18 protein-coding genes are annotated in these 20,469 nt (G+C 71.6%); 1 reads left to right on the top strand and 17 read right to left on the bottom strand.

Features of this window, described 5'->3' with window-relative positions; translation table 11 throughout:
* Positions 1–75 precede the first annotated feature (75 nt).
* The 8 genes from DFH01_RS12955 to pehA are packed head-to-tail and all read right to left on the bottom strand — an operon-like array spanning position 76 to position 10,173.
* A complete protein-coding gene (locus DFH01_RS12955; protein WP_109870904.1) occupies positions 76–1,497 on the bottom strand; it encodes an alkaline phosphatase family protein in 1,422 nt (473 codons plus the stop codon).
* Positions 1,498–1,507: 10 nt separating this feature from the next.
* On the bottom strand, positions 1,508–2,380 hold the full coding sequence (locus tag DFH01_RS12950) for an ABC transporter permease (protein ID WP_109871598.1): 873 nt from the start codon (positions 2,378–2,380) through the stop codon (positions 1,508–1,510).
* A gap of 1 nt (position 2,381) precedes the next feature.
* Positions 2,382–3,317: an ABC transporter permease gene (locus DFH01_RS12945; protein ID WP_109870903.1), complete on the bottom strand. Its 936-nt coding sequence runs from the start codon at positions 3,315–3,317 to the stop codon at positions 2,382–2,384.
* 1 nt (position 3,318) lies between these two features.
* A complete protein-coding gene (locus tag DFH01_RS28995) occupies positions 3,319–4,326 on the bottom strand; it encodes an ABC transporter ATP-binding protein (protein WP_109870902.1) in 1,008 nt (335 codons plus the stop codon).
* The gene (locus DFH01_RS12935; RefSeq protein ID WP_109870901.1) at positions 4,323–5,321 is read right to left on the bottom strand and encodes an ABC transporter ATP-binding protein; all 999 of its coding nucleotides are present in this window, start codon (positions 5,319–5,321) and stop codon (positions 4,323–4,325) included. Before DFH01_RS12935 ends, DFH01_RS28995 begins: the two co-directional genes overlap by 4 nt.
* A 3-nt stretch (positions 5,322–5,324) precedes the next feature.
* Complete coding sequence (locus DFH01_RS12930) at positions 5,325–6,953, bottom strand: ABC transporter substrate-binding protein (RefSeq protein ID WP_109870900.1); 1,629 nt, start codon at positions 6,951–6,953, stop codon at positions 5,325–5,327.
* A 4-nt stretch (positions 6,954–6,957) separates the two neighbouring features.
* The gene (locus tag DFH01_RS12925; RefSeq protein ID WP_109870899.1) at positions 6,958–8,586 is read right to left on the bottom strand and encodes an ABC transporter substrate-binding protein; all 1,629 of its coding nucleotides are present in this window, start codon (positions 8,584–8,586) and stop codon (positions 6,958–6,960) included.
* 21 nt (positions 8,587–8,607) lie between these two features.
* Positions 8,608–10,173 (bottom strand): phosphoric/sulfuric ester hydrolase PehA, encoded by a 1,566-nt coding sequence (gene pehA, locus DFH01_RS12920; RefSeq protein ID WP_109870898.1) that lies wholly within the window; start codon positions 10,171–10,173, stop codon positions 8,608–8,610.
* Between the two features lie 320 nt (positions 10,174–10,493).
* Between pehA and DFH01_RS12915 the strand changes: the two genes are divergently transcribed.
* Positions 10,494–11,399, top strand: a complete 906-nt coding sequence (locus DFH01_RS12915; RefSeq protein ID WP_109870897.1) for a polysaccharide deacetylase family protein — start codon at positions 10,494–10,496, stop codon at positions 11,397–11,399.
* A gap of 1 nt (position 11,400) precedes the next feature.
* On the opposite strand, the gene DFH01_RS12910 is transcribed toward DFH01_RS12915, so the two are convergent.
* The 9 genes from DFH01_RS12910 to gltS all read right to left on the bottom strand — a co-directional run bounded on the left by DFH01_RS12910 (position 11,401) and on the right by gltS (position 20,431).
* The gene (locus DFH01_RS12910) at positions 11,401–12,261 is read right to left on the bottom strand and encodes an MBL fold metallo-hydrolase (RefSeq protein ID WP_109870896.1); all 861 of its coding nucleotides are present in this window, start codon (positions 12,259–12,261) and stop codon (positions 11,401–11,403) included.
* Positions 12,258–12,989, bottom strand: coding sequence for an SDR family NAD(P)-dependent oxidoreductase (locus DFH01_RS12905; protein WP_158287743.1), 732 nt, complete (start codon positions 12,987–12,989; stop codon positions 12,258–12,260). Before DFH01_RS12905 ends, DFH01_RS12910 begins: the two co-directional genes overlap by 4 nt.
* Positions 12,986–14,170: an ABC transporter substrate-binding protein gene (locus DFH01_RS12900; RefSeq protein WP_109870894.1), complete on the bottom strand. Its 1,185-nt coding sequence runs from the start codon at positions 14,168–14,170 to the stop codon at positions 12,986–12,988. Before DFH01_RS12900 ends, DFH01_RS12905 begins: the two co-directional genes overlap by 4 nt.
* Positions 14,171–14,193: 23 nt before the next feature.
* Entirely contained in the window at positions 14,194–14,901 is a 708-nt protein-coding gene (locus tag DFH01_RS12895; protein WP_109870893.1) for an ABC transporter ATP-binding protein, read from the bottom strand.
* Positions 14,891–15,664 (bottom strand): ABC transporter ATP-binding protein, encoded by a 774-nt coding sequence (locus DFH01_RS12890; protein WP_109870892.1) that lies wholly within the window; start codon positions 15,662–15,664, stop codon positions 14,891–14,893. Before DFH01_RS12890 ends, DFH01_RS12895 begins: the two co-directional genes overlap by 11 nt.
* Positions 15,654–16,502, bottom strand: a complete 849-nt coding sequence (locus DFH01_RS12885; protein WP_109870891.1) for a branched-chain amino acid ABC transporter permease — start codon at positions 16,500–16,502, stop codon at positions 15,654–15,656. Before DFH01_RS12885 ends, DFH01_RS12890 begins: the two co-directional genes overlap by 11 nt.
* Entirely contained in the window at positions 16,502–17,518 is a 1,017-nt protein-coding gene (locus tag DFH01_RS12880) for a branched-chain amino acid ABC transporter permease (protein ID WP_109870890.1), read from the bottom strand. Before DFH01_RS12880 ends, DFH01_RS12885 begins: the two co-directional genes overlap by 1 nt.
* A gap of 262 nt (positions 17,519–17,780) precedes the next feature.
* Positions 17,781–19,244 carry a TAXI family TRAP transporter solute-binding subunit gene (locus DFH01_RS12875; protein WP_109870889.1) on the bottom strand — a complete coding sequence of 488 codons (1,464 nt, stop codon included), beginning with the start codon at positions 19,242–19,244 and terminating at the stop codon, positions 17,781–17,783.
* 5 nt (positions 19,245–19,249) lie between these two features.
* Complete coding sequence (gltS, locus tag DFH01_RS12870; RefSeq protein WP_109870888.1) at positions 19,250–20,431, bottom strand: sodium/glutamate symporter; 1,182 nt, start codon at positions 20,429–20,431, stop codon at positions 19,250–19,252.
* Positions 20,432–20,469: the final 38 nt, after the last annotated feature.

The following is a 20,469-nucleotide window of genomic DNA, read 5'->3' as shown; positions in this document are numbered from 1 at the left end:
GCGCCGAACCGCATCCGCGCATAACGCCGCGCCGGGGAGCGATCCGTCAACGCCGGGAGGGCGGAGGAGGACCGCTCAGCCGCGCCGCAAGCCGCTCGGGTAGAGCCTGCCGCCGGGGCTGCGCATCGCTTCAAGCACGAAGCCGCGCGGCAGCGCGATGGCCTCGGCGGCGGGCGGCGAGTCCGCCGCGGCGTCCCAAGCCTCGCGCAGGGCGCGGCCTTCCACGCCCTCCGCAGCGACCCCCAGCAGGTGCAGCACGGTCGGTGCGATGTCGGTCAGGTCGCAGGGCGCCTGAGCCACCGCACCGCGGCGCAGCGCACCGCCCTGCATAACCAGCACGGTGGCAAGTTCCGCCCGATGCAGCCCGCCATGCATCCCGCCGCCTTCCGGCACGTCCGGCGCGTCGAAGGGGGCGTGGCCGGGCAGGCCCCATTCGTCGTCCTCCTCCGAGCCCGCGAAGGTCACGACCAGGTCGGCGCTCCGGGCGTGCCCGCTGCCGAGCAGGGCGAGCGGCAGCGCCGCCCCGGCCGGCAGGATGGCCGGGTCCCGCGCCAGCAGCGGCCCGCACCAGGGCTGCGCCGCCAGCCATTCGGCGAGCTGCGGGGCCAGCGCCGGGTCGCGCAGCCAGAGCCCGGGCGCGGCCGCCGGGGCGACGACGATGTCGGTCCCCTCCCCCATGCCCGTCCCGGCGCGGAAGCCCGCCCGGTTCAGCTCCGCCCGCAGCGAGAGCTTGCCGCGGCCGGTGACATGGCCGTGGTCGGACAGCACCAGGATGGCGATCTCCGCCGCGTCGGGCTGGGCGTCACGCCAGGCCACGACCTGCCCGACGATGCGGTCCGCCTCGCGCAGCGCCCCCTGCGCATGGGCGCAGCCGAGCCCGCCCCAGTGGAAGGAGACATCGGGCTCCGACAGCCAGACCAGCGTGACGTCGGGGCGAAGCTCCGCCAGCACGTGCTCGAGCAGCACCCGCGCGGCATGGCGCAGGCGCGGGATGTTCGGCACGGCATGCGGCGGCGTCGGGCCGAAGCGCGCGCGCATGGCTGCGGCGGCGGCGCCTTCCTCCTCCTCGACATTCCAGCGGAACAGCCCGAGCCGCTCCGCGGCCGGATGCAGCAGTCGGGCGGCGCCCGCCGTGCCGGCGCTGACCAGGGCGAAGCTGCGGCCGGCCGCGGCCAGGCGTTCGCCGAGGCTCGGGCGGAGCAGCGGCGATTCCCGCCCCTGGGCCATCGCCAGCACATCCTCGACGAGCTTGGTGCGCAGCAGCCGCTCGGGCGCCGCGGCGGCGTCATAGAGCGTGTTCGCCACCATGCCGTGCCCGCCAGGCCGGCAGCCGGTGATGAGGGAGGGCGTGGCGACGCGCGTCTCCGACGGGAAGACGCTGCGCGCATTGGCGAAGCGCACGCCTTCCGCGGCCAGCGCGTGCAGATGCGGGGTCGCATCCGGCGAGACCATGTCGGGCCGCAGCCCGTCCAGCGCGAGCATCACGATGCGTGCCATGGGGCGTCCCTCAGCGCAGGGTGGGGTCCAGCCGGTCGCGCAGCCAGTCGCCGATCAGCGAGACGGAGAGCGTGGTCAGGACGATGGTGACCGCGGGCGCGAGCAGGATCCAGGGGGCCCGGGTGAGATACTCGCGCCCGTAGCCCACCATGGAGCCGAGCGAGGTCTCGGGCGGCTGCACGCCGAGGCCGAGGAAGCTGAGCCCGCTCTCCAGCAGGATGATCTCGGGGAAGGCGAGCGTCATGGAGACGATCAGCGTGGAGGCGATGTTGGGCAGGACGTGCCGCCCGTAGAGCCGCCAGGGCGAGGCGCCGAGCTGGCGCACCGCCGCGGCATATCCCTGCGCCCCCGCGCTCAGCGCCAGGCCGCGCGCGATGCGGGCATAGCGCTCCCAGGCATGCAGGCCCAGCAGGCAGACCAGCAGCACCATCGAATTGCCGAAGAAGGCCAGCACCGACAGGGCCAGGATCAGGAAGGGCAGCGAGGCCGAGAAATCCACCAGCGCGAGCACGGCCTGCTCCACCAGGCCGCGGAAATGCGCGGCGAGGAAGCCGAGCGTCGTGCCCACCACCGCGCCGATGATCGTGGCGCCGAAGGCGATCAGCAGGCTCGTGCGGATCGAGTAGATCAACCGCGCCAGCACGTCGCGCCCGAGTTCGTCGGTGCCGAGCGGATGCAGCCAGGTGCCGCCGAAGCCGATCGGCGGCGAAAGGCGGTTGCGCAGGTCGAGCGCGGTGTAGGCATAGGGGCTGATCAGGTCCGCGAGCAGCGCGACGGCGAGCATCAGCGCGAGCCAGCAGAAGCCGAAGACCACCAGCGGCGGTGGGCCGGGCCGGCGGGTGCGCGGCGGGGCGGCGGCGACGGGCAGCGGCGCTTCCGGCATCTCAGGCCCCCGCCCTGCGCGGCGCGCTGCGCAGCCGCGGATCGAGCAGGCCATAGAGCAGGTCCACCACCAGGTTCGCGCAGACCATCGTCGTCGCCACCAGCAGCAGGATGCACTGCACCACCGCGAGGTCGCGGTTCGCCACGGCGACCACCAGCAGCCGCCCGACGCCGGGCCAGGAGAAGACGCTCTCCACCACCACCGCGCCGGCGATCAGCGATCCGACCATGAAGCCGATGATCGTCACCGTCGGGATCGCCGCGTTGGGCAGGGCATGGCGCGTCACCACCGCGCGCCACGGCACGCCCTTCGCGCTTGCGGTGCGGATATAGGGCTGGCCCAGCACCTCCAGCATCGCGCTGCGGGTGAAGCGCGCCAGCACCGCCGCGCCGCCGAGGCCAAGCGTGATCACCGGCAGGATCGCGTGCCGCCACCCCTCCTGCCCGCCCGAGGGCAGCCAGCCCAGCTGCACCGCGAAGACAAGCACCAGCAGCAGGCCGAGCACGAAGGAGGGCACGGTGAAACCCGCCACCGCCACCACCATCACGATGCGGTCGGCGAGGGAGTTGCGATGCAGCGCCGCGTAGATGCCCGCCGGGATGCCGAGGCCGATCTTGATCAGCAGCGCGGGCAGCGTGAGCGCAAGCGTCGCCGGAATGCGCTCCGTCACCAGCACGAGGGCGTCGCGCCCGTCGCGCATGGAACGGCCGAGGTCGCCCGAGAGGATCGCGCCGAAATAGTGGAAGTACTGCACCCAGACCGGCTGATCGAGGCCCCACGCCGTGCGGAAGGCGTCCACCGCCTCCGGTGGCGCATCGGCGCCCATGATGATCTGCGCCGGGTCGCCCGAAAGGCGCAGCACGACGAAGGCGAAGGTGACGACCATCGCGATGGTCAGCGCCGCGCGACCGATGCGGCCAAGCAGGAAACGGAGCATGTCAGGCCGCCTTCGCCAGGATGCCTTGGCCCGGCGCCGCCTCGCCCTGCGCGACGTGGCAGGCGACCAGCCGGCCATCCGGCCGCGGCTTCAGCACGGGCGCCTCCCGCGCGCAGAGCGCGCTCGCCACCGGGCAGCGCGGATGGAAGGCGCAGCCGGAAGGACGGTCCGCCGGGTTCGGCGGGTCGCCCTGCAGCACCATCCGCTGCCCGGCCCTGCCGGGATGCGGGATGGCCGAGACCAGCGCCCGCGAATAGGGATGCGCCGGGTCGTGCAGCACCGCATCCGGCTCCCCCTCCTCCACGATCTGGCCGAGATACATCACCGCCACGCGGTGGCTCACCTGGCGCACGGCGCGGAGGTCGTGGCTGACGAAGAGAACGCCCATGCCGAACTGCGCCTGCAGGTCCACCAGCAGGTTCATCACCTGCGCCTGGATCGAGACGTCGAGCGCGCTGATCGGCTCGTCACAGACCAGCAGCGCGGGTTCGGTCGCGAGCGCGCGCGCCAGCACCGCGCGCTGGCGCTGGCCACCGGAGAGCTCATGCGGGTATCGCATCGCCTGGTCGGCGCGCAGTCCGACGGCGCCGAGCAGCGCTTCGACCCGTGCGGCGCGCTCCGCCTTGCCGCCGATGCCGTGGATCTCGAGCGGCTCTGCGATCTGGGCGCCGACCGGCAGCCGGCGGTCGAGCGCGCCGAGCGGATCCTGGAAGACCATCTGCATGCGCGCGCGCTGCGCCCGCCAGGCCGCGCTGCCGGGCGACGGAAGCGGCTTGCCCTCGAAGGCGACGCTGCCGGCATCCGGCGCTTCCATGCCGAGCACGAGCCGCCCGGTGGTGGACTTGCCGCAGCCGGACTCCCCGACGAGGCCGAGCGTGCGCCCGCGCTCGACGGTCAAGGATACGCCGGCCACGGCGCGCACCTCCACGCTGCGCCCGAAGGCGCCGCGCCGCATCGCATAGCGGCGGACCAGGCCTTCCGCCCGCAGCAGCGGCGCCGCCTCCCTCATTCCGCTGCCTCGGCCAGCAGCGGGGCGACGGTTGCGCGGATGCAGGCGGCGCGATGACCGGTCGCCAGCATGGCATCCGACGGAACAGCACCGTCGCAGGGCCCGATGCGATGCGGGCAGCGCGGGGCGAAGGCGCAGCCGGGCGGCATCGCCCAGGGCTCCGGCACGCCGCCGGGAATGGCGGAGAGACGCCGGCGCGGCCCGTCCATCGGCGGCAAAGCGCCCAGCAGGCCGCGCGTGTAGGGATGCGCCGGCGCCGCGAAGAGCCGCGCCGTCGGCGCCTCCTCCACGATGCGGCCGGCATACATCACGCAGACGCGCTCGCAGGTCTCGGCGACCACGCCGAGATCGTGGCTGATCAGCACCAGCGCCATCCCCGTCTCTCGCCGCAGCTGCTGCAGCAGCGCGAGGATCTGCGCCTGGATCGTGACGTCGAGCGCGGTGGTCGGCTCGTCCGCCACCAGCAGCTCCGGCCGTCCGGCGAGCGCGATGGCGATCATCACGCGCTGGTTCTGTCCGCCGGACAGCTCGTGCGGATAGGCGTCCAGACGGCGCCCCGCATCCGGGATGCCGACCTGGTCGAGCAGGCGCCTCGCCTCCGACCGCGCCGCCCCGCCGGTGATGCCCCTGTGCAGCGCCAGCGCCTCCGTGATCTGCCGGCCGATGCGGTGCACCGGGTTCAGGCTGCTGGCCGGATCCTGGAAGATCATCGCGACGCGTCCGCCCCGCACCTTCTCCAGCGTCGTGGCCGGCGCACCAAGCAGTTCCGTCTCGCCGAGCCGCACCTGACCCGCGATCGCGGCGCGCGCGGGCAGGAGGCCGAGCGCGGCGAGCCAGGTGACGGACTTGCCGCAGCCTGATTCACCGACCAGCCCGACCGCCTCGCCGGGCGCGACATCGAGGTCGATGCCGCGCAGCGCAGGCTGGCCATCGAAGGCGACCCGCAGACCGCGGATCGCGACGAGCGGCGCGCCCGTGACGACGCCGGCAGGCACGTCTCAGGCCCCCCAGTTGCGGCTGCGGAAATCCATAACGAAGGACTGCACCGGCTGCCAGGCGAGGTCGCGGCGCTTCGCGGTGAGGTTCACCGACTGGTGCAGCACGGTGTAGGCGGGGTCCTCGCGCTCCGCGATCTCCAGCAGGCGCCGGAACACCACGCCCCGCCGCGCCCGGTCGGTGGAAGTGTCGAGCTCCTGCGAGAGACGCCCGAACTCGTCGTTGCGCCACTCCCCGATCTGCCATTGCTGGCCCTGCGGCCCATGCTGGCTGGTGATGGAGGCGGAGGGATCGTTGAAGCTTGCGCTGTTCGACCAGTCCCGCACGCCGCGCTGCCCTTCGCGCGAGAGGACCTGCGGGAAGTTCTCCCGCATCTCGATCTGCACGTTGAGCCCCGCCTGGCGCCAGCCCTCCAACAGGATCTGCGCGGTGGCGACCTGGTTGGTGTAGTAGTTGTTCAGCAAGCGATACGGGATCGGCTCGCCGCGATACCCGGCCTCGCGCAGCAGGCGCCGCGCCTCCGCCGGATCGTGGCGCGGCGGCTCCCAGTCGCGCTGGTACATCGCTCCGTAGAACTCGAACTGCAAGCCCCGCGGCACGACGGTGCGGCCGCCCCACAGCGCCTCCACGATCGCCTGGCGGTCGATCGCATGGGTGAAGGCCCGGCGCACCAGCGGATTGGCGAGCTGCGGATGGTTCTTGTCGAACACCGTCAGGCGGTGGTTCATGATCGTCCCGCCGACCACCTGGTGGCGGGGGTTGCGCTCCACCGTGCCGATCTGGTCCGGCGGCATGTCGCAGGCGAAGTCGGCCTCGCCGGTCAGGAGCATGTTGATGCGGGAGGCGACTTCGGGCACCTCGACGAAACGCAGCCGCGCGATCGGCGGACGGCCGCCCCAGTACTCGTCGAAGGCTTCAAGCACCAACACCTGGTCGGGGCGGAACTCCGCCACGCGATAGGGGCCGGTCCCCACGGGCCGCCGCGCCCAGTCGAGCCAGGTCGGCGCCGCCTCGAAGGCGGCGCGGCTGACGATCATGCCGACGTTGCGGCTGATCCGCCCCTCCAGCGTCACGTCGGGGACGCGGTTGACGAAGCGCACCCGGCGCGCATCCACGACCTCGATCTTCTCGAAAGCCGGGAAGGTGCGGCGCGCGACAGCGAGGACTTCGGGCGGCGGCGTGCGGCCCTGGGTGCGGCCCGGCACCGTGCCGAACAGGTTGCGCGCCTGCTCGACCGTGAGGTTCCAGCCCATGCGCTCCGGGCCGAAGGAGAAGGCGACGTCCTCGGCGGTCATCACCCGCCCGTCATGGAAGCGCACGCCGTCGCGCAGCGTCAGCTCCACCGTGCGATCGTCGATGCGCCGCCAGCTCTCGGCCAGCGCGGGCTTGAGGCCGAGATCGCCGGACCAGCTCTGCTCGATCAGCGTCTCGCCATAGCTGTTCCAGGTGCGGCTGCCGACATTGGACTGCTCGCGCAGCGTCTCCAGGGTGTTGGTGTTGGCGACCTTCTGCACCGCGATGGTGATCGTCGGGCGCTGGTCAGACGTGGACGTCCCCTGGGCGACCGCGAAGCGGGGCAGGACGAGCGCGGCCGTTGCGCCGAAGGCAGCGCGGCGGGACAGGGAAATCATCGCCTCAGGCCCCCCAGTTGCCGGCGCGGAAATCCATGGCGAAGGCAGGGCTCGCCTTCCACGGCGTGTCGCGCCGCTTCGCGGTGAAGGTCGCGTTCTGGTGCAGCACGGTGAAGGCCGGATCCTCGCGCTCCGCGATCTCCAGCATGCGCCGGAACACCACGCGCCGCCGGGCGCGGTCGGTGCTGGTCTCCAGCTCGACCGAGAGGCGGTTCATCTCCTCATTGGTCCACTCGCCCACCTGCTGCTGCTGCCCGTTCGGGCCGTGCTGGTTGACGATGGAGGAAACCGGGTCATTGAAGGGCGCGCTGTTCGACCAGTCGCGGATCGCGCGCGGCGTCTCGCGGGAGAAGATCTGCGCCCAGTTCTCCACCATCTGGATCTGCACGTTCAGGCCAGCCTGCCGCCACATCTCGACCAGGATCTGCGCGGTCCCGACCTGGTTGGTGTAGTAGTTGTTCAGCAGGCGGTACGGGATCGGGTCGCCGCGGTAGCCGGCCTCCCGCAGCAGCCGCCGCGCCTCCGCCACGTCGTAGCGCGGCACGGACCAGTCGCTGACGAACATCTCGCCGTAGTAGTCCCACTGCAGCCCCTTCGGCACCACGGTGCGCCCGGCCCAGAGGCTGTCCACGATCGCCTGCCGGTCGATCGCATGCGTCAGCGCGCGGCGCACGCGCGCGTCGCGCAGCGTCGGGTGGTGCTTGTCGAACACCGTCAGGCGGTGGTTCAGGATGGTGCCGCCCTGCACCTCGAAGGCCCGGTTGCGCTCGATGCCGGTGATCTGGTCGGGCGGGATGTCGCAGGCGAAGGTGTATTCGCCGGAGAGCAGCCCGTTGATGCGGGAAGCGACCTCCGGCACCTCGACGAAGCGGATCTGGCGCAGCGGCGGGCGCCCGCCCCAGTACTGGTCATGCGCCGCCAGCGTCAGCGAGACATCGGGGCGGAACTCGGCGACCATGTAGGGGCCGGTGGTGATCGGCTTGCGCGCCCAGTCGAGCCAGGTCGCCGCCTCCTCGAAGCCGCGACGGGAATGGATGTCGCTGCCGTAGCGCGCGAGGCGCCCTTCCATCGTCACGTCCGGCGTGCGGTTGACGAAGCGGACCGTGTATTTGTCCACCGCCTCCACCCGCTCAAGCGCCGGCCAGTTGCGGCGGGCAACGGCGATGACCTCGGGCGGCAGCTCCTTGCCCTGCATGCCCTGACCCGGAATGCGCGTGAACAGGGTGCCGGAAGCGGGCGCGCCCTCGCCGGTGCCGAACATGCGCTCGCGGCCGAAGGAGAAGACGACGTCCTCGGCCGTCATCTCGTCGCCGTTGTGGAAGCGCACGCCCTGGCGGAGCGTCAGCTCCACGGTGCGGTCATCCAGGCGGCGCCATTCGGTGGCGAGACCCGGCACGCTCTCCAGCTTGCCCAGCCAGTTGCGACCGATCAGCCCCTCCCACATGGCAGTGTAGAAGACGCGCTCGCCGACATTGGACTGCTCGCGCAGCACCTCGAGCGTGTTGGAGTTCACCACCTTCTGCACGGCGACGGTGATGGCGGGGCGCTGGTCGGCCTGCGCGATGGCGAAGCGCGGCAGCGCGGCGAGGGCGGGCGTGGCGAGCAGCAGGCGGCGACGGATCATCGACGACATCCTCGTGCTGGGAGAAGCGATCTATTCGGCGGCGCGCGGCATGGCGGGCGGGGCGGCGACGCCCCGCTCCTCCAGGCCCTGCGGCGTCGCGCGGAAATGCGTCAGCGTGCGCTCGGCATGGCGCATGCGGTGCGACAGCGCCTTCTGCGCGTAGTCCTTCACCAGGCCGGCATGAGCCGTGTCCTCGGCCAGGTTCTCGAAGCCGTGGGGATCGCGCTGCAGGTCGAAGAACAGCGGCGGCAACGCGGCGAAGTGCACGTATTTGTAGCGCGCGTCCTGCACCACGCAGAGCGCGCTGTCGTCCATCCCGAGGCCGAGCTCGCCTTCCGGCCTGGAATAGTGCACGTCGCGGAAGTCGTATTCGTAGAAGAGGTGGTCGCGCCACCCTTGCGGCTCGGGCCCGTCAAGCAGCGGCAGGATGGAGCGCCCGTCGCAGGCGCGCGGGATGCTGCCGCCCAGCGCCTCGAGGATGGTCGGCATCACGTCCACGCTCTCTGTGAAGGCAGTCTCCACCGCGCCGGCCCGGTCGTTGCGGCCCGCATCCTTCACCACCAGCGGGATGCGAAAGCTCTCGTCGTGGTAGCCGACCTTGCCGAGCAGCCAATGGTCGCCGAGCTGCTCGCCATGGTCCGATGTGAAGACGATCATCGTGTCGTCCCACTGGCCGTTCTCGTCGAGCCAGGCGAAGACGCGGCCAAGGCAGTCGTCGATCTCCGTGATCAGCCCCGCATAGGTGGCGCGCATCTGGCGGATCGCGCCTTCCTGCAGCGCCGTCGCCGCGCCGCCCGCGCCGTGGAAGAAGCTGCCCTGGCTGATGCCGCGCAGGTAGAAGCGCAGCAACGGATGCTGCGCCGCTTCCTCCTCCCACCGGGCACGGCGGATGGGCGCGGGCATGTCGGAAGGCGCATACATCGCGTGATAGGGCGCAGGCGCGATGAAGGGCGGATGCGGGCGGTAGTAGCCGAGATGCAGGAACCAGGGCTTGCCGTTGCGCCCCTTCAGGTAGGTCAGCGCACGCTCGGTGAAGAAGGTGCTGTCGCTGAGTTCGGCAGGGATGCGGCAGGGACGGTCGGTCACGCCCGGCACCGCGTCCTCGCCTTCCGGCAGCCAGATGTCCTCGCGCCGCGGCGGCAGGGTGTAGCCCTGATGCGCGAGCCATCCGAAGTAGCCGTCCATGTTCGGCTCGAAGGCGCCGACGCTGCGGAAGCCGTCCATCAGGTCGCCGAGCGTGGTGAAGCGCGGATCGCGCGGCCCGCTGGTGCGCGGATCGGGCGTGGTGGTGGTGTAGCCGATCAGCGCGGGATCATAGCCGATCAGCCGCAGCTGCTTGCCGAGATTGGTGTGCCGCGCATCGAGCGGCACGGTGTTCTGCACGGCTCGGTGGTTCATCAGATAGAGGCCCGTCAGCAGGCTTGCCCGCGCCGGGCCGCAGGGCACCGCCGTGGTGACGTGATTGCGGAACGTCACGCCCTCTCGACAGAGCCGATCGAGGTTCGGCGTCTTGAGGAATCCGGCACCGAGATGCGGCACGAAGTCCGCGCGCCACTGGTCCACCACGATGAGCAACACGTTGCGGCGCTGCGGCATCCCAAGCTCCTCTACAGGGCGCCATGGGATTAGCCGCGGATGGCGACAGTCAGGTGACGATGGCGACGCGCTTCCATGACAAGCGCCGCAGCGAGCAAGGATTGCATGGACGACTTGCCGTCTTGTCCGGATCGCCGTTGCACACGGTCAGGAGGCTGCGCCGCAAGGCGCAGGTCCTGGGGCGGGAGGCCTCGCCTTGCGGAGGTGACTCGGGGCAGGCATCGTCCGATCCGGATGACGGCGGACTCGCGCACCGCCGCCTCCGACAAGACGGGTCAGCGCGCGATCACCACCTCCCTGGCCGGCGAAGAGGCAATACGATGCGCTACGATTTCGTCCCGATGCCGCACCGCAAGCCCCTGCGCTGGCCGAACGGCGCGCGCATCGCGATGCTGATCACCACCAACCTGGAGTATTGGGATCAGGTGAAGGACACGGACAAGCCCTTCTATCCGGGCGGTCCTTCCATCATCACCGACATGCTGCCGGGCAATGTCTACGACAACCCGAACTGGACCTGGCGCGAATACGGCCACCGCGTCGGCGTCTGGCGCATGTTCGAGACCTTCGAGCGCGCGGGCGTGCCGACCAGTTGCACGATGAACGCCAAGATGGGCCTGGAACGCCGCGCCGTGGTGCAGCACGCCGTGGATCGCGGCTGGGAGATCGTGGCGCACAACTACGTGCAGACGGACCTGCTCAGCAACTACCAGTTCGACATCGAGGGCGAGCGGCAGGTGATCCGCGAGACGCTGAAGGTGTATCGCGAGGTCGTCGGCAAGCCGGCGAAGGGCTGGCTCTCCTGCTCCCTGCGCTCCACGCCCAACACGCCGGACATCCTGGCCGAGGAAGGGCTGACCTTCTTCACCGACCTGCTGAACGACGACCAGCCCTACCTGATGCATTGCGAGGGCGGGCGGAGGATGGTCTCGATCCCCTACACCTCGGAGGTGAACGACTTCACCGTCTTCCTGCGCCAGGGCAAGGACGTGAACGGCGCCTTCTCGGTGTTCAAGGAACAGTTCGACGAGCTCTACCGGGAAGGCGCGAGCAGCGGGCGGCTGATGAACATCGGCCTGCATCCGCATGTCATCGGCCAGCCCTTCCGCATCCGCGCGCTGCGCGACTTCGTGGACTACGCCAAGACTTTTCGCGATGTGTGGTGGACGACGCGGGAGGAGATCGCGGCGTGGTACCTGGAGCACCACGCCGAGCATATCGGCTGACCTACGCTTTCAGCGTGTAGGCGTCCCCGTCGCGCGCGACCTGCCACAGGCGGCGGCCGCGCGCGTGATGCGGCACCAATGCAAGGCCGTCGGCAGCGGCCTCCTCCAGCAGCGCCAGGCGCGTCGCGACCGCGTCCGTGGGATCGGAGCAGAAGCGCGAGACCAGCCGCGGCGCCAGCAACTGCATCGGATGATGCACGGCGTCCGCCGCGATCAGCGCCGGGCGCTTCGCTCCCTCCAGCAGGATACCCACCTGTCCCGGCGTATGCCCCGGCAGGTGGCGGAAGCGCAGGCCGGGAACGGGCACGTGATCGAGCGGCACGCGATCGAGCAGCCCGGCCTCGGCCAGCGGCAGGACGCTGTCCTCGAAGCTGCCATGGTTTGCCGGCGCGGTGGCGTTGCGCGCTTCCCAATGGGCGTATTCGACCTCGGGCACGACATGCCGCGCCTTCGGGAAGGTCGGCACCCAGCGCCACTCCACCTTCCGCGTTGCCCAGCCGACATGGTCCGCATGCAGATGCGTGAACAGCAGCATATCCACATCCTCCGGCGCGACGCCGAGGCGATGGAGGAAATCGGTGTTGCGCCGATGCCAGGAGGCGCGGGCCGGTCGCTCCTTCCCGTCGCCGATGCCGCCATCCACCAGGATCACGCGGCCGGCATGCTCGATCACGAAGACCTGCACGCGCAGGAGGATGCTGTCGCGCGCCGGATCGACCCCGAGCGGATCGAGCGCAGCAGCGCGGTGCAGCAGCGCGGGATCGGCGCCCGGGAAGAGCAGGTCGCGCGGCAGTTCGAACGGATCCTCGTCCGCCACGCCGCGCAGCGTCATGCCGCCGAGATCGAGTGCCCAGTCGCTCACGGCATGTACGCCCCGCCATTCACCCAGAGCACCTGGCCCGTCATGTAGGCGCTGTCCGGGCCGAGCAGGAACAGCGTCGGACCCACCACGTCGTCAGGTAGCGCGATGCGCTTCAACGGGATCATCGCCGCATAGGCGGCCATGTCGAGGCGCAGCGGCTGGTCCTCCTTCGACCGGCCGGTGCCGCCGCGCAGGAAGGCGGTGTCCACGGCGCCCGGCCCGACGGCATTCACGCGGACCACGGGCGCCGCCTCCAGCGCCAGCGTCTTGGTCATGGAGACCATGGCCGCCTTGCAGGCCGCATAGGGCCCGTAGCCGGGCCGCGTGAAGGCGGCGAGGCCGGAGACCATCAGCACCATGGCCGGCGCCTCGCCCTTCGCCAGCAGCGGCAGCGCCGCGCGGGCGGAGAGGAAGGCGGTGCGCAGGTTGCCGGTGACCACCTCGTCCCAAAGCGCCGGCTCCACCTCGTCCAGCCGCTGCATGGGCGAGGCGAAGCCGGCGAGGTTCACGAAGCCGTCCAGCGCATCGCCCAGTTGCGCGAAGGCCGCGGCGACGGAGCGCTCGTCGCTGCCCTCGATGGGTATCGCGCGCACGCCCGCCGGAACCGGATGGCGTGCGAGGGAAGCCGGCAGGTCCAGCACGCTGACCTGCCAGCCCTCCCGCAGCGCGCGCGCGACCAGCGCCCGCCCGATGCCGCCGGCGCCACCCAGGACGGCAAGGTGCCTCACGAGCAGGCGTCGGCCGGGAACTGGTCGAACAACGCCCAGGCCTGGCCCTTGATCTCGACGATGAAGCCCGGCAACTCGGCGTCACGCGCGGCGTCGAAGCAGGTGTTCTCGCCGGTCACGCCGGTGAAGCGGATGCCGCGCAGCGCGTCGCGGATCGCGGTGCGCTCGGCCGCGAGTCGCGCGGGATCCCCGGTGACTTGCGCCCGCTCGATCGCCTGCTTGAGCAGGTAGGTCGCGTCATAGGCCTGCGCGTCGCTGTGATGCGGGATCTTCTTCTGCGCGAGGCCGCGGCGTGCGTTCTCCTCCCTGTACTTCGTGGTGAAGGCGCGCGTGGCGTCGTTGCGGTCCCACCAGAAGCCGGCGACGATCAGCATCCCCTCGCCTTCCGGCCCGAACAGCTCGACCGAGTTCGGATCGGCGAAGATCTGGCTGCCGATCACGCGGCCCCGAAAGCCCTGGCGGCGCAGCTCACGCAAGACCTTGCCGGCGCCGTCCGGCGTCGCGGCGAGCGCCACCACATCCGGCCCGCGCTGCAGCACCTGCGTCACCTGCGGCGCGACGTCGAAGGTGCGGTACTGGAAGGAGACAGGCTCGCCGAAGGCGATGTTCCGCTCGCGCAGCAGGCCGGGATAGAACTGCGTCGCGGTGATGGCCGAGACGCGCTCGTCCGAGATGTAGATGATCTCCGCCTTGCTCGCCGGGATGTTCTTGCGCTGCAGCGAGGTCAGCAGCCGGCCGAACTGCTTGCCCTCGTCCTCGGTCATCCGCCAGGCATAGGTGTTGTTGCCGGTCAGCCCGGGCGCGGAGGAGGAGGTCGAGACCTGCACGATCCCGAGCCGCTCGCCCACCGGGAAAGCCACCGCCGCCTCCCCGGAGGAGAACGGGCCGATCACCGCCAGCGCGTTGTCGTCGCGTGCGAATTTCTGCACCGCCGTCGCGGCCTGCCGCGGGTCGGAGCCGGTGTCGAACTTCACCAGCCGGATGGGACGGCCGGTGATGCCGCCAGCCCCGTTGATCTCCGCCACGGCAATGTCCACCGCGGTCTCGGTCGCCTCGCCCGGCGACTTCAGCGGGCCGGACTTCACCATGCTCAGCCCCAGCACGAAGTCCCGCGCCTGCGCATGCAGGGCGGGCGCGGCGACGATGCCGGCCGCTGCGGCCAAGAGTGTCCTGCGCTTCATTCCCGTGTCTCCCTCGTCCCCGTTCAGTGGCCGCCGAGATAGGCCGCGGCCAGCGCGTCGTTGTTCGCCAGCTTCTCCGCCGGACCGTCCAGCACCACCCGGCCCAGCTCCATCACATAGCCGCGCGAGGCGGCGCGCAATGCCATGCGCGTGTTCTGCTCGACCAGCAGGATCGCGAGGCCTTCGCGGTTCAGCTCCCCGATCAGCCCGAACAGCCGGGAGACCAGCAGCGGCGAGAGGCCGAGCGAGGGTTCGTCCAGCATCATCAGCTTCGGCCGCGCCAGCAGCGCGCGTGAGATGGCGAGCATCTGCTGCTCCCCGCCCGAGAGCACGCTGGCCGGCATGTCCCGCCGCGCGGCCAGGTTCGGGAAGCGGTCGTAGATCGCGTCGATGTCGCGCCCGACCTCGGCGTCGCGCCGGCAATAGGCGCCCATCAGCAGGTTCTCGCGCACGCTGAGGCTGACCAGGATCTGTCGGCCTTCCGGCACCAGCACCAGCCCCTGCCGCACCCGGTCCGGCGCGGCCAGCGCCGTGATGTCCTGCCCGGCCAGCCAGATGCGGCCGGCCGCGGGCCGCACCGCGCCGGCGAGCGCCTTGAGCAGCGACGACTTGCCTGCGCCATTGGCGCCGAGCACGGTCACCACCTCGCCCGGCGCGACGGAAAGCGAGACGCCACGCACCGCATGGGTGCGGCCGTAGCGGACTTCGAGATCGGCGACGTCAAGCAGCATCCGCCGCCTCCGCGCCCAGATAGGCCTCCCGCACCGTGGTGTCGGCACGCGCGCCGGCCATGCTCCCCTCGAAGATCTTCCGCCCGAAATTCAGCACCACGACGCGGTCGCAGACCTCGTTGACGAAGCCCATGTCGTGCTCGACCACCAGCAGCGTGGTGCCGGCAGCGGCGATCTCGCGCAGGAAGCGGGCGAGCTCGGCGGTCTCGGCCGGGTTGAGCCCGGCCGCGGGCTCGTCCAGCATCAGCAGCTTCGGCCGCGCCGCCAGCGCGCGCACCACCTCGATCTTCTTGCGGATGCCGTAGGGCAGGTTCGCCACAACCTCGCCGGGATCGATGTCGAGCCCCGCCGCCGCCAGCAGTTCCTCCGCCTCGCGCCGCCAGCGGCCGCGCGGCATCCAGGCGATCGGCGTCAGCAACGCGCCGAGCCCGGCGGCGCGCGCATGCTGGCCGAGCATCACATTCTCCACCGCCGAGAGATGCGGCATCAGCCGGATGTTCTGGAAGGACCGCGCGATGCCGGCGCGCACCCGCGCCCGCGGCGGCAGGCGGGAGATCGGCTGGCCGTCCAGCCGGATCTCGCCGGCGTCGATCGGATAGACGCCGGAGATAAGGTTGAAGACGGTCGTCTTGCCCGCGCCGTTGGGCCCGATCAGCCCGAGCCGCCCGCCGCGCGGCAGGTCGAAACCGACATCCTGCACCACCGTCAGCCCGCCGAAGGCCTTGGTGACGCCCGACAGGGCGAGCAGCGGCTCAGCCGGCATCGGGCGCCGGCCTCCGTCGGGAGAACAAGCGGTCCACCAGGCTCCGCGTCACGATGCCCTCGGGGCGGAACATCATCATCGCCACGATGATCGCGCCGAACACCACGTAGCGCCAGGAACCGCCGACGCGCAGCAGCTCCGGCACCAGGGTGAAGAAGGTCGCGCCGACCAGCGGCCCCCAGGCGGTCTGCGTGCCGCCGATCAGCACGAAGAGCAGCACGTAGATGGACAGCAGCGGATTGAAATACTGCGCCTCCACGAAGGAGAAATGGTGCGCGTAGAGGCCGCCGGCGAGGCCCGTCAGGCCGGCACCGATGGCGAAGGCGCCCACCTGCATCGCGCGCGCCGGCACGCCCATCAGTGTGGAGACCAGCTCGTCGTCGTGCAGCGCGCGCAGCGCCAGGCCGAAGCGCGTCGCCATCAGCCAGAAGGCCAGCAGCGTGGTGCCTGCCGCGGCCAGCAGCAGCACGGGCAGGTCCACATATTCCGTCACCACCAGCCCCATCGCGCCGCCGAGCGCCGGCTGCGTCAGGATGACGCCGGTGACGACCTGCGCGAAGGCGAAGGTCGCCAGCACCATGTAGACGCCGCGCGTGCGCAGCACCGGGAAGGCGATGGCGATGCCGACGCAGGCGGTTATCGCCACGGCGGCCGGCACGGTCTGCGCCGGCGTCCAGCCCAGCTGCTCGCCGAGCACGGCGGCCGCATGCGCGCCGATCGCCATGAAGCCCGCGCCGCCCAGGTTCAGCTGGCCGGCGGCCGCGGTGATGAAGATGCCGTAGGCGAAGATGATGTTGATCGCGAGGATCGCGAGGATGCCGGCCCAGTACCCCGACATCAGAGCTTCCCCTTGCCGATGCGGGAGGCGCCGAACAGACCCTGCGGCCGCAGGATCAGCACCGCCAGCAGCACGCCCCAGACCGCCACCTGCGCTGCGTCGCCGCCGAAGAAATGGATGCCGAGCGTCTCCAGCAGCCCCACCAGCAGCCCGCCCGCGATGGCGCCCCAGATCGAGCCCAGCCCGCCCAGCACCATCCCCGCGATCGCCTTGGTGCCGACATGCTCGCCCATGAAGGGCGAGACGTCGCTGTAGTTCACCACGAAGAGCGCCCCGGCCACGCCGCAGAGCAGGCCGGAGAGCAGGAACACGATCGGCACGATCCGCGCCACCTCCACGCCCAGCAGCGTCGCCGTGTCGGGGCTTTCGGCGATGGAGCGCAGCGCGCGGCCGGTGCGCGTCGATTGCAGCAGCCAGGAAAGCCAGAACACCACGCCGAGCGACAGCAGCAGCGAGGCCAGCTGCGGCAGCCCGACCACCAGCGGGCCGAGATGCAGGTCCAGCCGGAAGCGCACCGGGAAGCTCTGCGCCTCGGAGCCCAGGAAGATCAGCACCAGGTGCTCGAAGATCAGCAGGAAGCCGAGCGAGGAGACCAGCGGGATGGCGTGCTCCGTCGCGTCGCCGTGCCGGGTCTTGAGGTAGCGGAAGGTGAAGCGCTCGACGATCAGCGAGGCCAGGATCGCCACCGCCACGCCGCCCAGCAGCGCCGGCGCCCAATGCAGGCCGGGCGAGAGCCCGAAGGGCAGCCCCCAGCGCGAAAGCCCCCAGGCCACCATACCAGTCAGCATGAACAGCGTGGGGATGGTGAAGTTGAGGAAGTTCAGCACGCCGATGGTCAGCGTGAAGGCGACGGCGACGGCGACATAGATGCCGCCCAGCATCAGCCCGGACACCACCTGCTGCGCCAGGGTGCTGCCGCCGGGCAGCACCGCCAGCAGCGCGACCGCCGCGATGCCGGCCAGCGCCACGCCGATGCTGGTCAGCAGGGGATGGCGCGACGACACCGATGCGCTCATCGGCGGATCCTGCGGCGCAAGCGGCCGCGCAACGGATGAGGCACTCGCGGCACCGGCTTCTCCCGCGGCTCGCAACCGCGTGAGTCATACCAGCCCATCGAGGAAGCACAACCGACGGCGCGCTGCGCCCGCTGGCCCCGGAACTCCGCCACGAGGCCGCATCGCATGGCGATGCCCGACATCGTCCCGCCGGCATGCCGCCGCTGATCGCCCCGATCGCCAGGAACCCGTCCCGGCAGGCGTCAGGGCGAGCGGCAGGCGCTCAGGGTGCGCCGATGCCGAAGAAGCGCCGCGCCTCCGCATGGAAGGGCAGCGGCAGCGGGCCGCGCGCGGTCTCGCGACGGATCATCAACGCCGCCGGGCCGCCGGTGCCGGCCACCCCCTGCCCTTCGAACAGCTTCGCCAGCAGCGCACCGACCTCGGCGGGCGTCGGTGCATCCGCCGCGACCAGGGCGGCGGGCGTCGCCACCGTGCGGATCGGCTCGCCCTGGCCTGGATAGGTGCCCGCCGCGATGGCGAGGCGCAGCAGCGGAGCCTCAGGCCCGGTCAGCCGCGCCACCGCATCCTCCTCCAGCGGCAGGAAGCGCAGCGGCACCTTCTCCGAAAGGCGCAGAACGGCCTGGGCGGGCGCAAGGCTGGCCGTAATCGCGGCGGCGATCCGGCCGCCGGCCATGGCTTCGGCGACCTCCTCCGGCATCAGCACGACGCGCGGCGTGCCTGCCGGGTCGAGGCCATGCGCCAGCAGCACCGCCTCCGCCGTCACGCGCGCGCCCGACCCTACGGCGCCGACGCCGACAGGTCGCCCGCGCAGCGAGGCCATGTCCCGCAATGGCGAAATCGCGGGGACGACGACATGGACCGCTTCCGGGTAAAGCGCCGCCAGCGCCCGCAGCCCCGGCAGCGCCGGGATCTCCCATTGCGGCGCACCGCCGCGCAGCGCCTGCAGCGCGACATCCGCCTGTGCGATCGCCACCACCGCGGTGCCCTCCGCCAGCAGCCGCAGGTTCTCGACGCTGCCCGCCGAGGGCAGCGCGACCACCTGGCCAAGCCCCACCCCGGGCGGCAGGCGCGCAATGGCGTCGGCCAGGCGCGCATACTCCGATCCGCTGGCGCCGCCGGCCAGCGGCAGCCCCTGCCGGAGCCGCGCCTGCCGCGCCTCGATGTTGCGCCACGCCTGCGCCAGTTCCTGCTCGATCACCGGGGCGATGGGGCCGCCGGCAGCCTGCTGCCCGGCCGTGAGCGCCGTCTCGATCGCGGAGAGCAGACGCTCGGCGCGCGCGCCCTGCCCCTGGAAGGCCGTGACCGGCGTCTCCTCGGGCGCCGCGGCGAGAGGGACCCAGCGCCCACCCTCCTCCCGCAGCCGAAGCGCGCCGTTGACGCGCAGCACGTCGCCCGCGCGGTTGCCGTCGCGATTGGCGCCCGAAATGGCCCGCGGCCCGGCGCCGAGCGCGGCCGCGAGCGCCTGCAGGTTGCGCCCGTCCCAGGCGCCGAAACCGTGGTCGCGTGTCAGCCGCAGCCGTGCCGCGAAATAGGCGATGCGCGCGCCGCTCGCAGGATCCGGTGCCTGGCCCATGCGGCGGAAGACGGTGACCTCGAGCAGGCCGGGGCCGGCGGCCTCGGCGATCCGGGCCTCGACCATCGCACGCAGCGCGTCCGTCTCGGGCAGCGCATGGGCCGGCGGCGCTGCAACGAGCAGCGCGAGGAGCAGCAAAAGCCGTCGCAGCATGGCGCTTACTCCCCGAAGACCGGCAACGTGATGGCGCCGGTGAGCACGAGGGCATTGGCGAGGTCGATGAAGAAGGCGCCGGTCAGGGGCACGACCAGGAAGGCCACGGGCGCCGGTCCGTAGCGGTTCGCGACCGCCTGCATGTTGGCGATCGCGGTCGCCGTCGCGCCCATCGAGAAGCCGACGAAGCCGGCGGTCGCCACCGCCGCCTCGTAGTCGCGCCCCATCACCCGATACACGACCAGCGTCGCGAACAGCACCGCGAAGGCCGCCTGCGCCGCCACGATGGCCATCAGCGGCCCGGCCAGCGCGGCAAGCTCCCACAGCCGGATCGTCGCCATCGTGAGGGCGAGGAACAGCGCGAGCGCCGTGCTGCCCACCAGGTCGATCGAGACGTCGGACATCGGCAGGCGCAGCGCCGGCGCAACCAGGTTGCGCACCACCACGCCGACGAAGAGGCACCACAGGAAGTCCGGCAGCGCCACTGGCAGGCCCTGCGTCAGCGTGGCGAGGCGGCCGCCGAGCAGCAGGCAGAACAGCACGAGGCAGGTGGTGACGATCACCCCTTCCGTCGTGGCAGCGTCGGACTTGACCTCGGTGGTCCCGGAGGCGCGCTCCACGAGCGGCATCTGGCCGCGCAGGAGATATTGCGCCACCGGCCCGCCGACGACGCCGCCCAGCACCAGCCCGATCGTCGCCGAGGCCATGGCCAGCCCCATCACGCCGGCCAGGCTGTGCGTATCCTCGAAGATGCGGGCATAGGCCGCGCCGGTGCCGTGCCCGCCGACCAGCGTGACGGAGCCGCCGATGAGGCCGATGAGCGGGTGCTGGTCGAGCAGGATCGCGAGGCCGGTCCCCACCGCGTTCTGCAGCATCAGGAACGGCACGACGCAGCCCAGGAAGAGCGCGAGCTTCGGGCCGCCCTTGCGCAGCCGCCCGAGATCCGCGGAAAGCCCGACGGTCGCGAAGAAGGCCAGCAGAAGCGGCGGGCGCAGCGTCGCCGATGTCTCGACGACGAGGCCCGACCAGGCATGCGCGGCGGCCGCAAGCAGGGCGAAGGCGAGGCCCCCCGAGATAGGCTGCGGGATGTTGTAGCGCGCCAGCGGCGCAATTCCGGCATTGAGGAAGCGCCCTGCCAGCAGAATCGCCGCGGCGAGCGCGAGCGTTCCCGTCGAATCGAGCGTCATCGGCAGGCACCTCCGCCGCGCATCATGCAGCACGGCCC

Origin of the sequence: Falsiroseomonas bella (assembly GCF_003173615.1) — a bacterium.
GTDB classification, from domain to species: Bacteria; Pseudomonadota; Alphaproteobacteria; order Acetobacterales; family Acetobacteraceae; genus Falsiroseomonas; species Falsiroseomonas bella.
This window is presented reverse-complemented; position numbering and strand designations above follow the sequence as displayed.

Excerpts from the sequence above, each read along its gene's own strand:
- DFH01_RS12945 (WP_109870903.1), bottom strand. The coding sequence starts at position 3,317 with ATGCTCCGTTTCCTGCTTGGCCGCATCGGTCGCGCGGCGCTGACCATC.
- DFH01_RS28995 (WP_109870902.1), bottom strand. The coding sequence starts at position 4,326 with ATGAGGGAGGCGGCGCCGCTGCTGCGGGCGGAAGGCCTGGTCCGCCGC.
- DFH01_RS12900 (WP_109870894.1), bottom strand. The coding sequence starts at position 14,170 with ATGAAGCGCAGGACACTCTTGGCCGCAGCGGCCGGCATCGTCGCCGCG.
- DFH01_RS12875 (WP_109870889.1), bottom strand. The coding sequence starts at position 19,244 with ATGCTGCGACGGCTTTTGCTGCTCCTCGCGCTGCTCGTTGCAGCGCCG.
- DFH01_RS12915 (WP_109870897.1), top strand. The coding sequence starts at position 10,494 with ATGCGCTACGATTTCGTCCCGATGCCGCACCGCAAGCCCCTGCGCTGG.
- DFH01_RS12885 (WP_109870891.1), bottom strand. The coding sequence starts at position 16,502 with ATGTCGGGGTACTGGGCCGGCATCCTCGCGATCCTCGCGATCAACATC.
- gltS (WP_109870888.1), bottom strand. The coding sequence starts at position 20,431 with ATGACGCTCGATTCGACGGGAACGCTCGCGCTCGCCGCGGCGATTCTG.
- DFH01_RS12930 (WP_109870900.1), bottom strand. The coding sequence starts at position 6,953 with ATGATTTCCCTGTCCCGCCGCGCTGCCTTCGGCGCAACGGCCGCGCTC.
- DFH01_RS12895 (WP_109870893.1), bottom strand. The coding sequence starts at position 14,901 with ATGCTGCTTGACGTCGCCGATCTCGAAGTCCGCTACGGCCGCACCCAT.
- DFH01_RS12890 (WP_109870892.1), bottom strand. The coding sequence starts at position 15,664 with ATGCCGGCTGAGCCGCTGCTCGCCCTGTCGGGCGTCACCAAGGCCTTC.
- DFH01_RS12880 (WP_109870890.1), bottom strand. The coding sequence starts at position 17,518 with ATGAGCGCATCGGTGTCGTCGCGCCATCCCCTGCTGACCAGCATCGGC.
- DFH01_RS12925 (WP_109870899.1), bottom strand. The coding sequence starts at position 8,586 with ATGTCGTCGATGATCCGTCGCCGCCTGCTGCTCGCCACGCCCGCCCTC.
- pehA (WP_109870898.1), bottom strand. The coding sequence starts at position 10,173 with ATGCCGCAGCGCCGCAACGTGTTGCTCATCGTGGTGGACCAGTGGCGC.
- DFH01_RS12950 (WP_109871598.1), bottom strand. The coding sequence starts at position 2,380 with ATGCCGGAAGCGCCGCTGCCCGTCGCCGCCGCCCCGCCGCGCACCCGC.
- DFH01_RS12955 (WP_109870904.1), bottom strand. The coding sequence starts at position 1,497 with ATGGCACGCATCGTGATGCTCGCGCTGGACGGGCTGCGGCCCGACATG.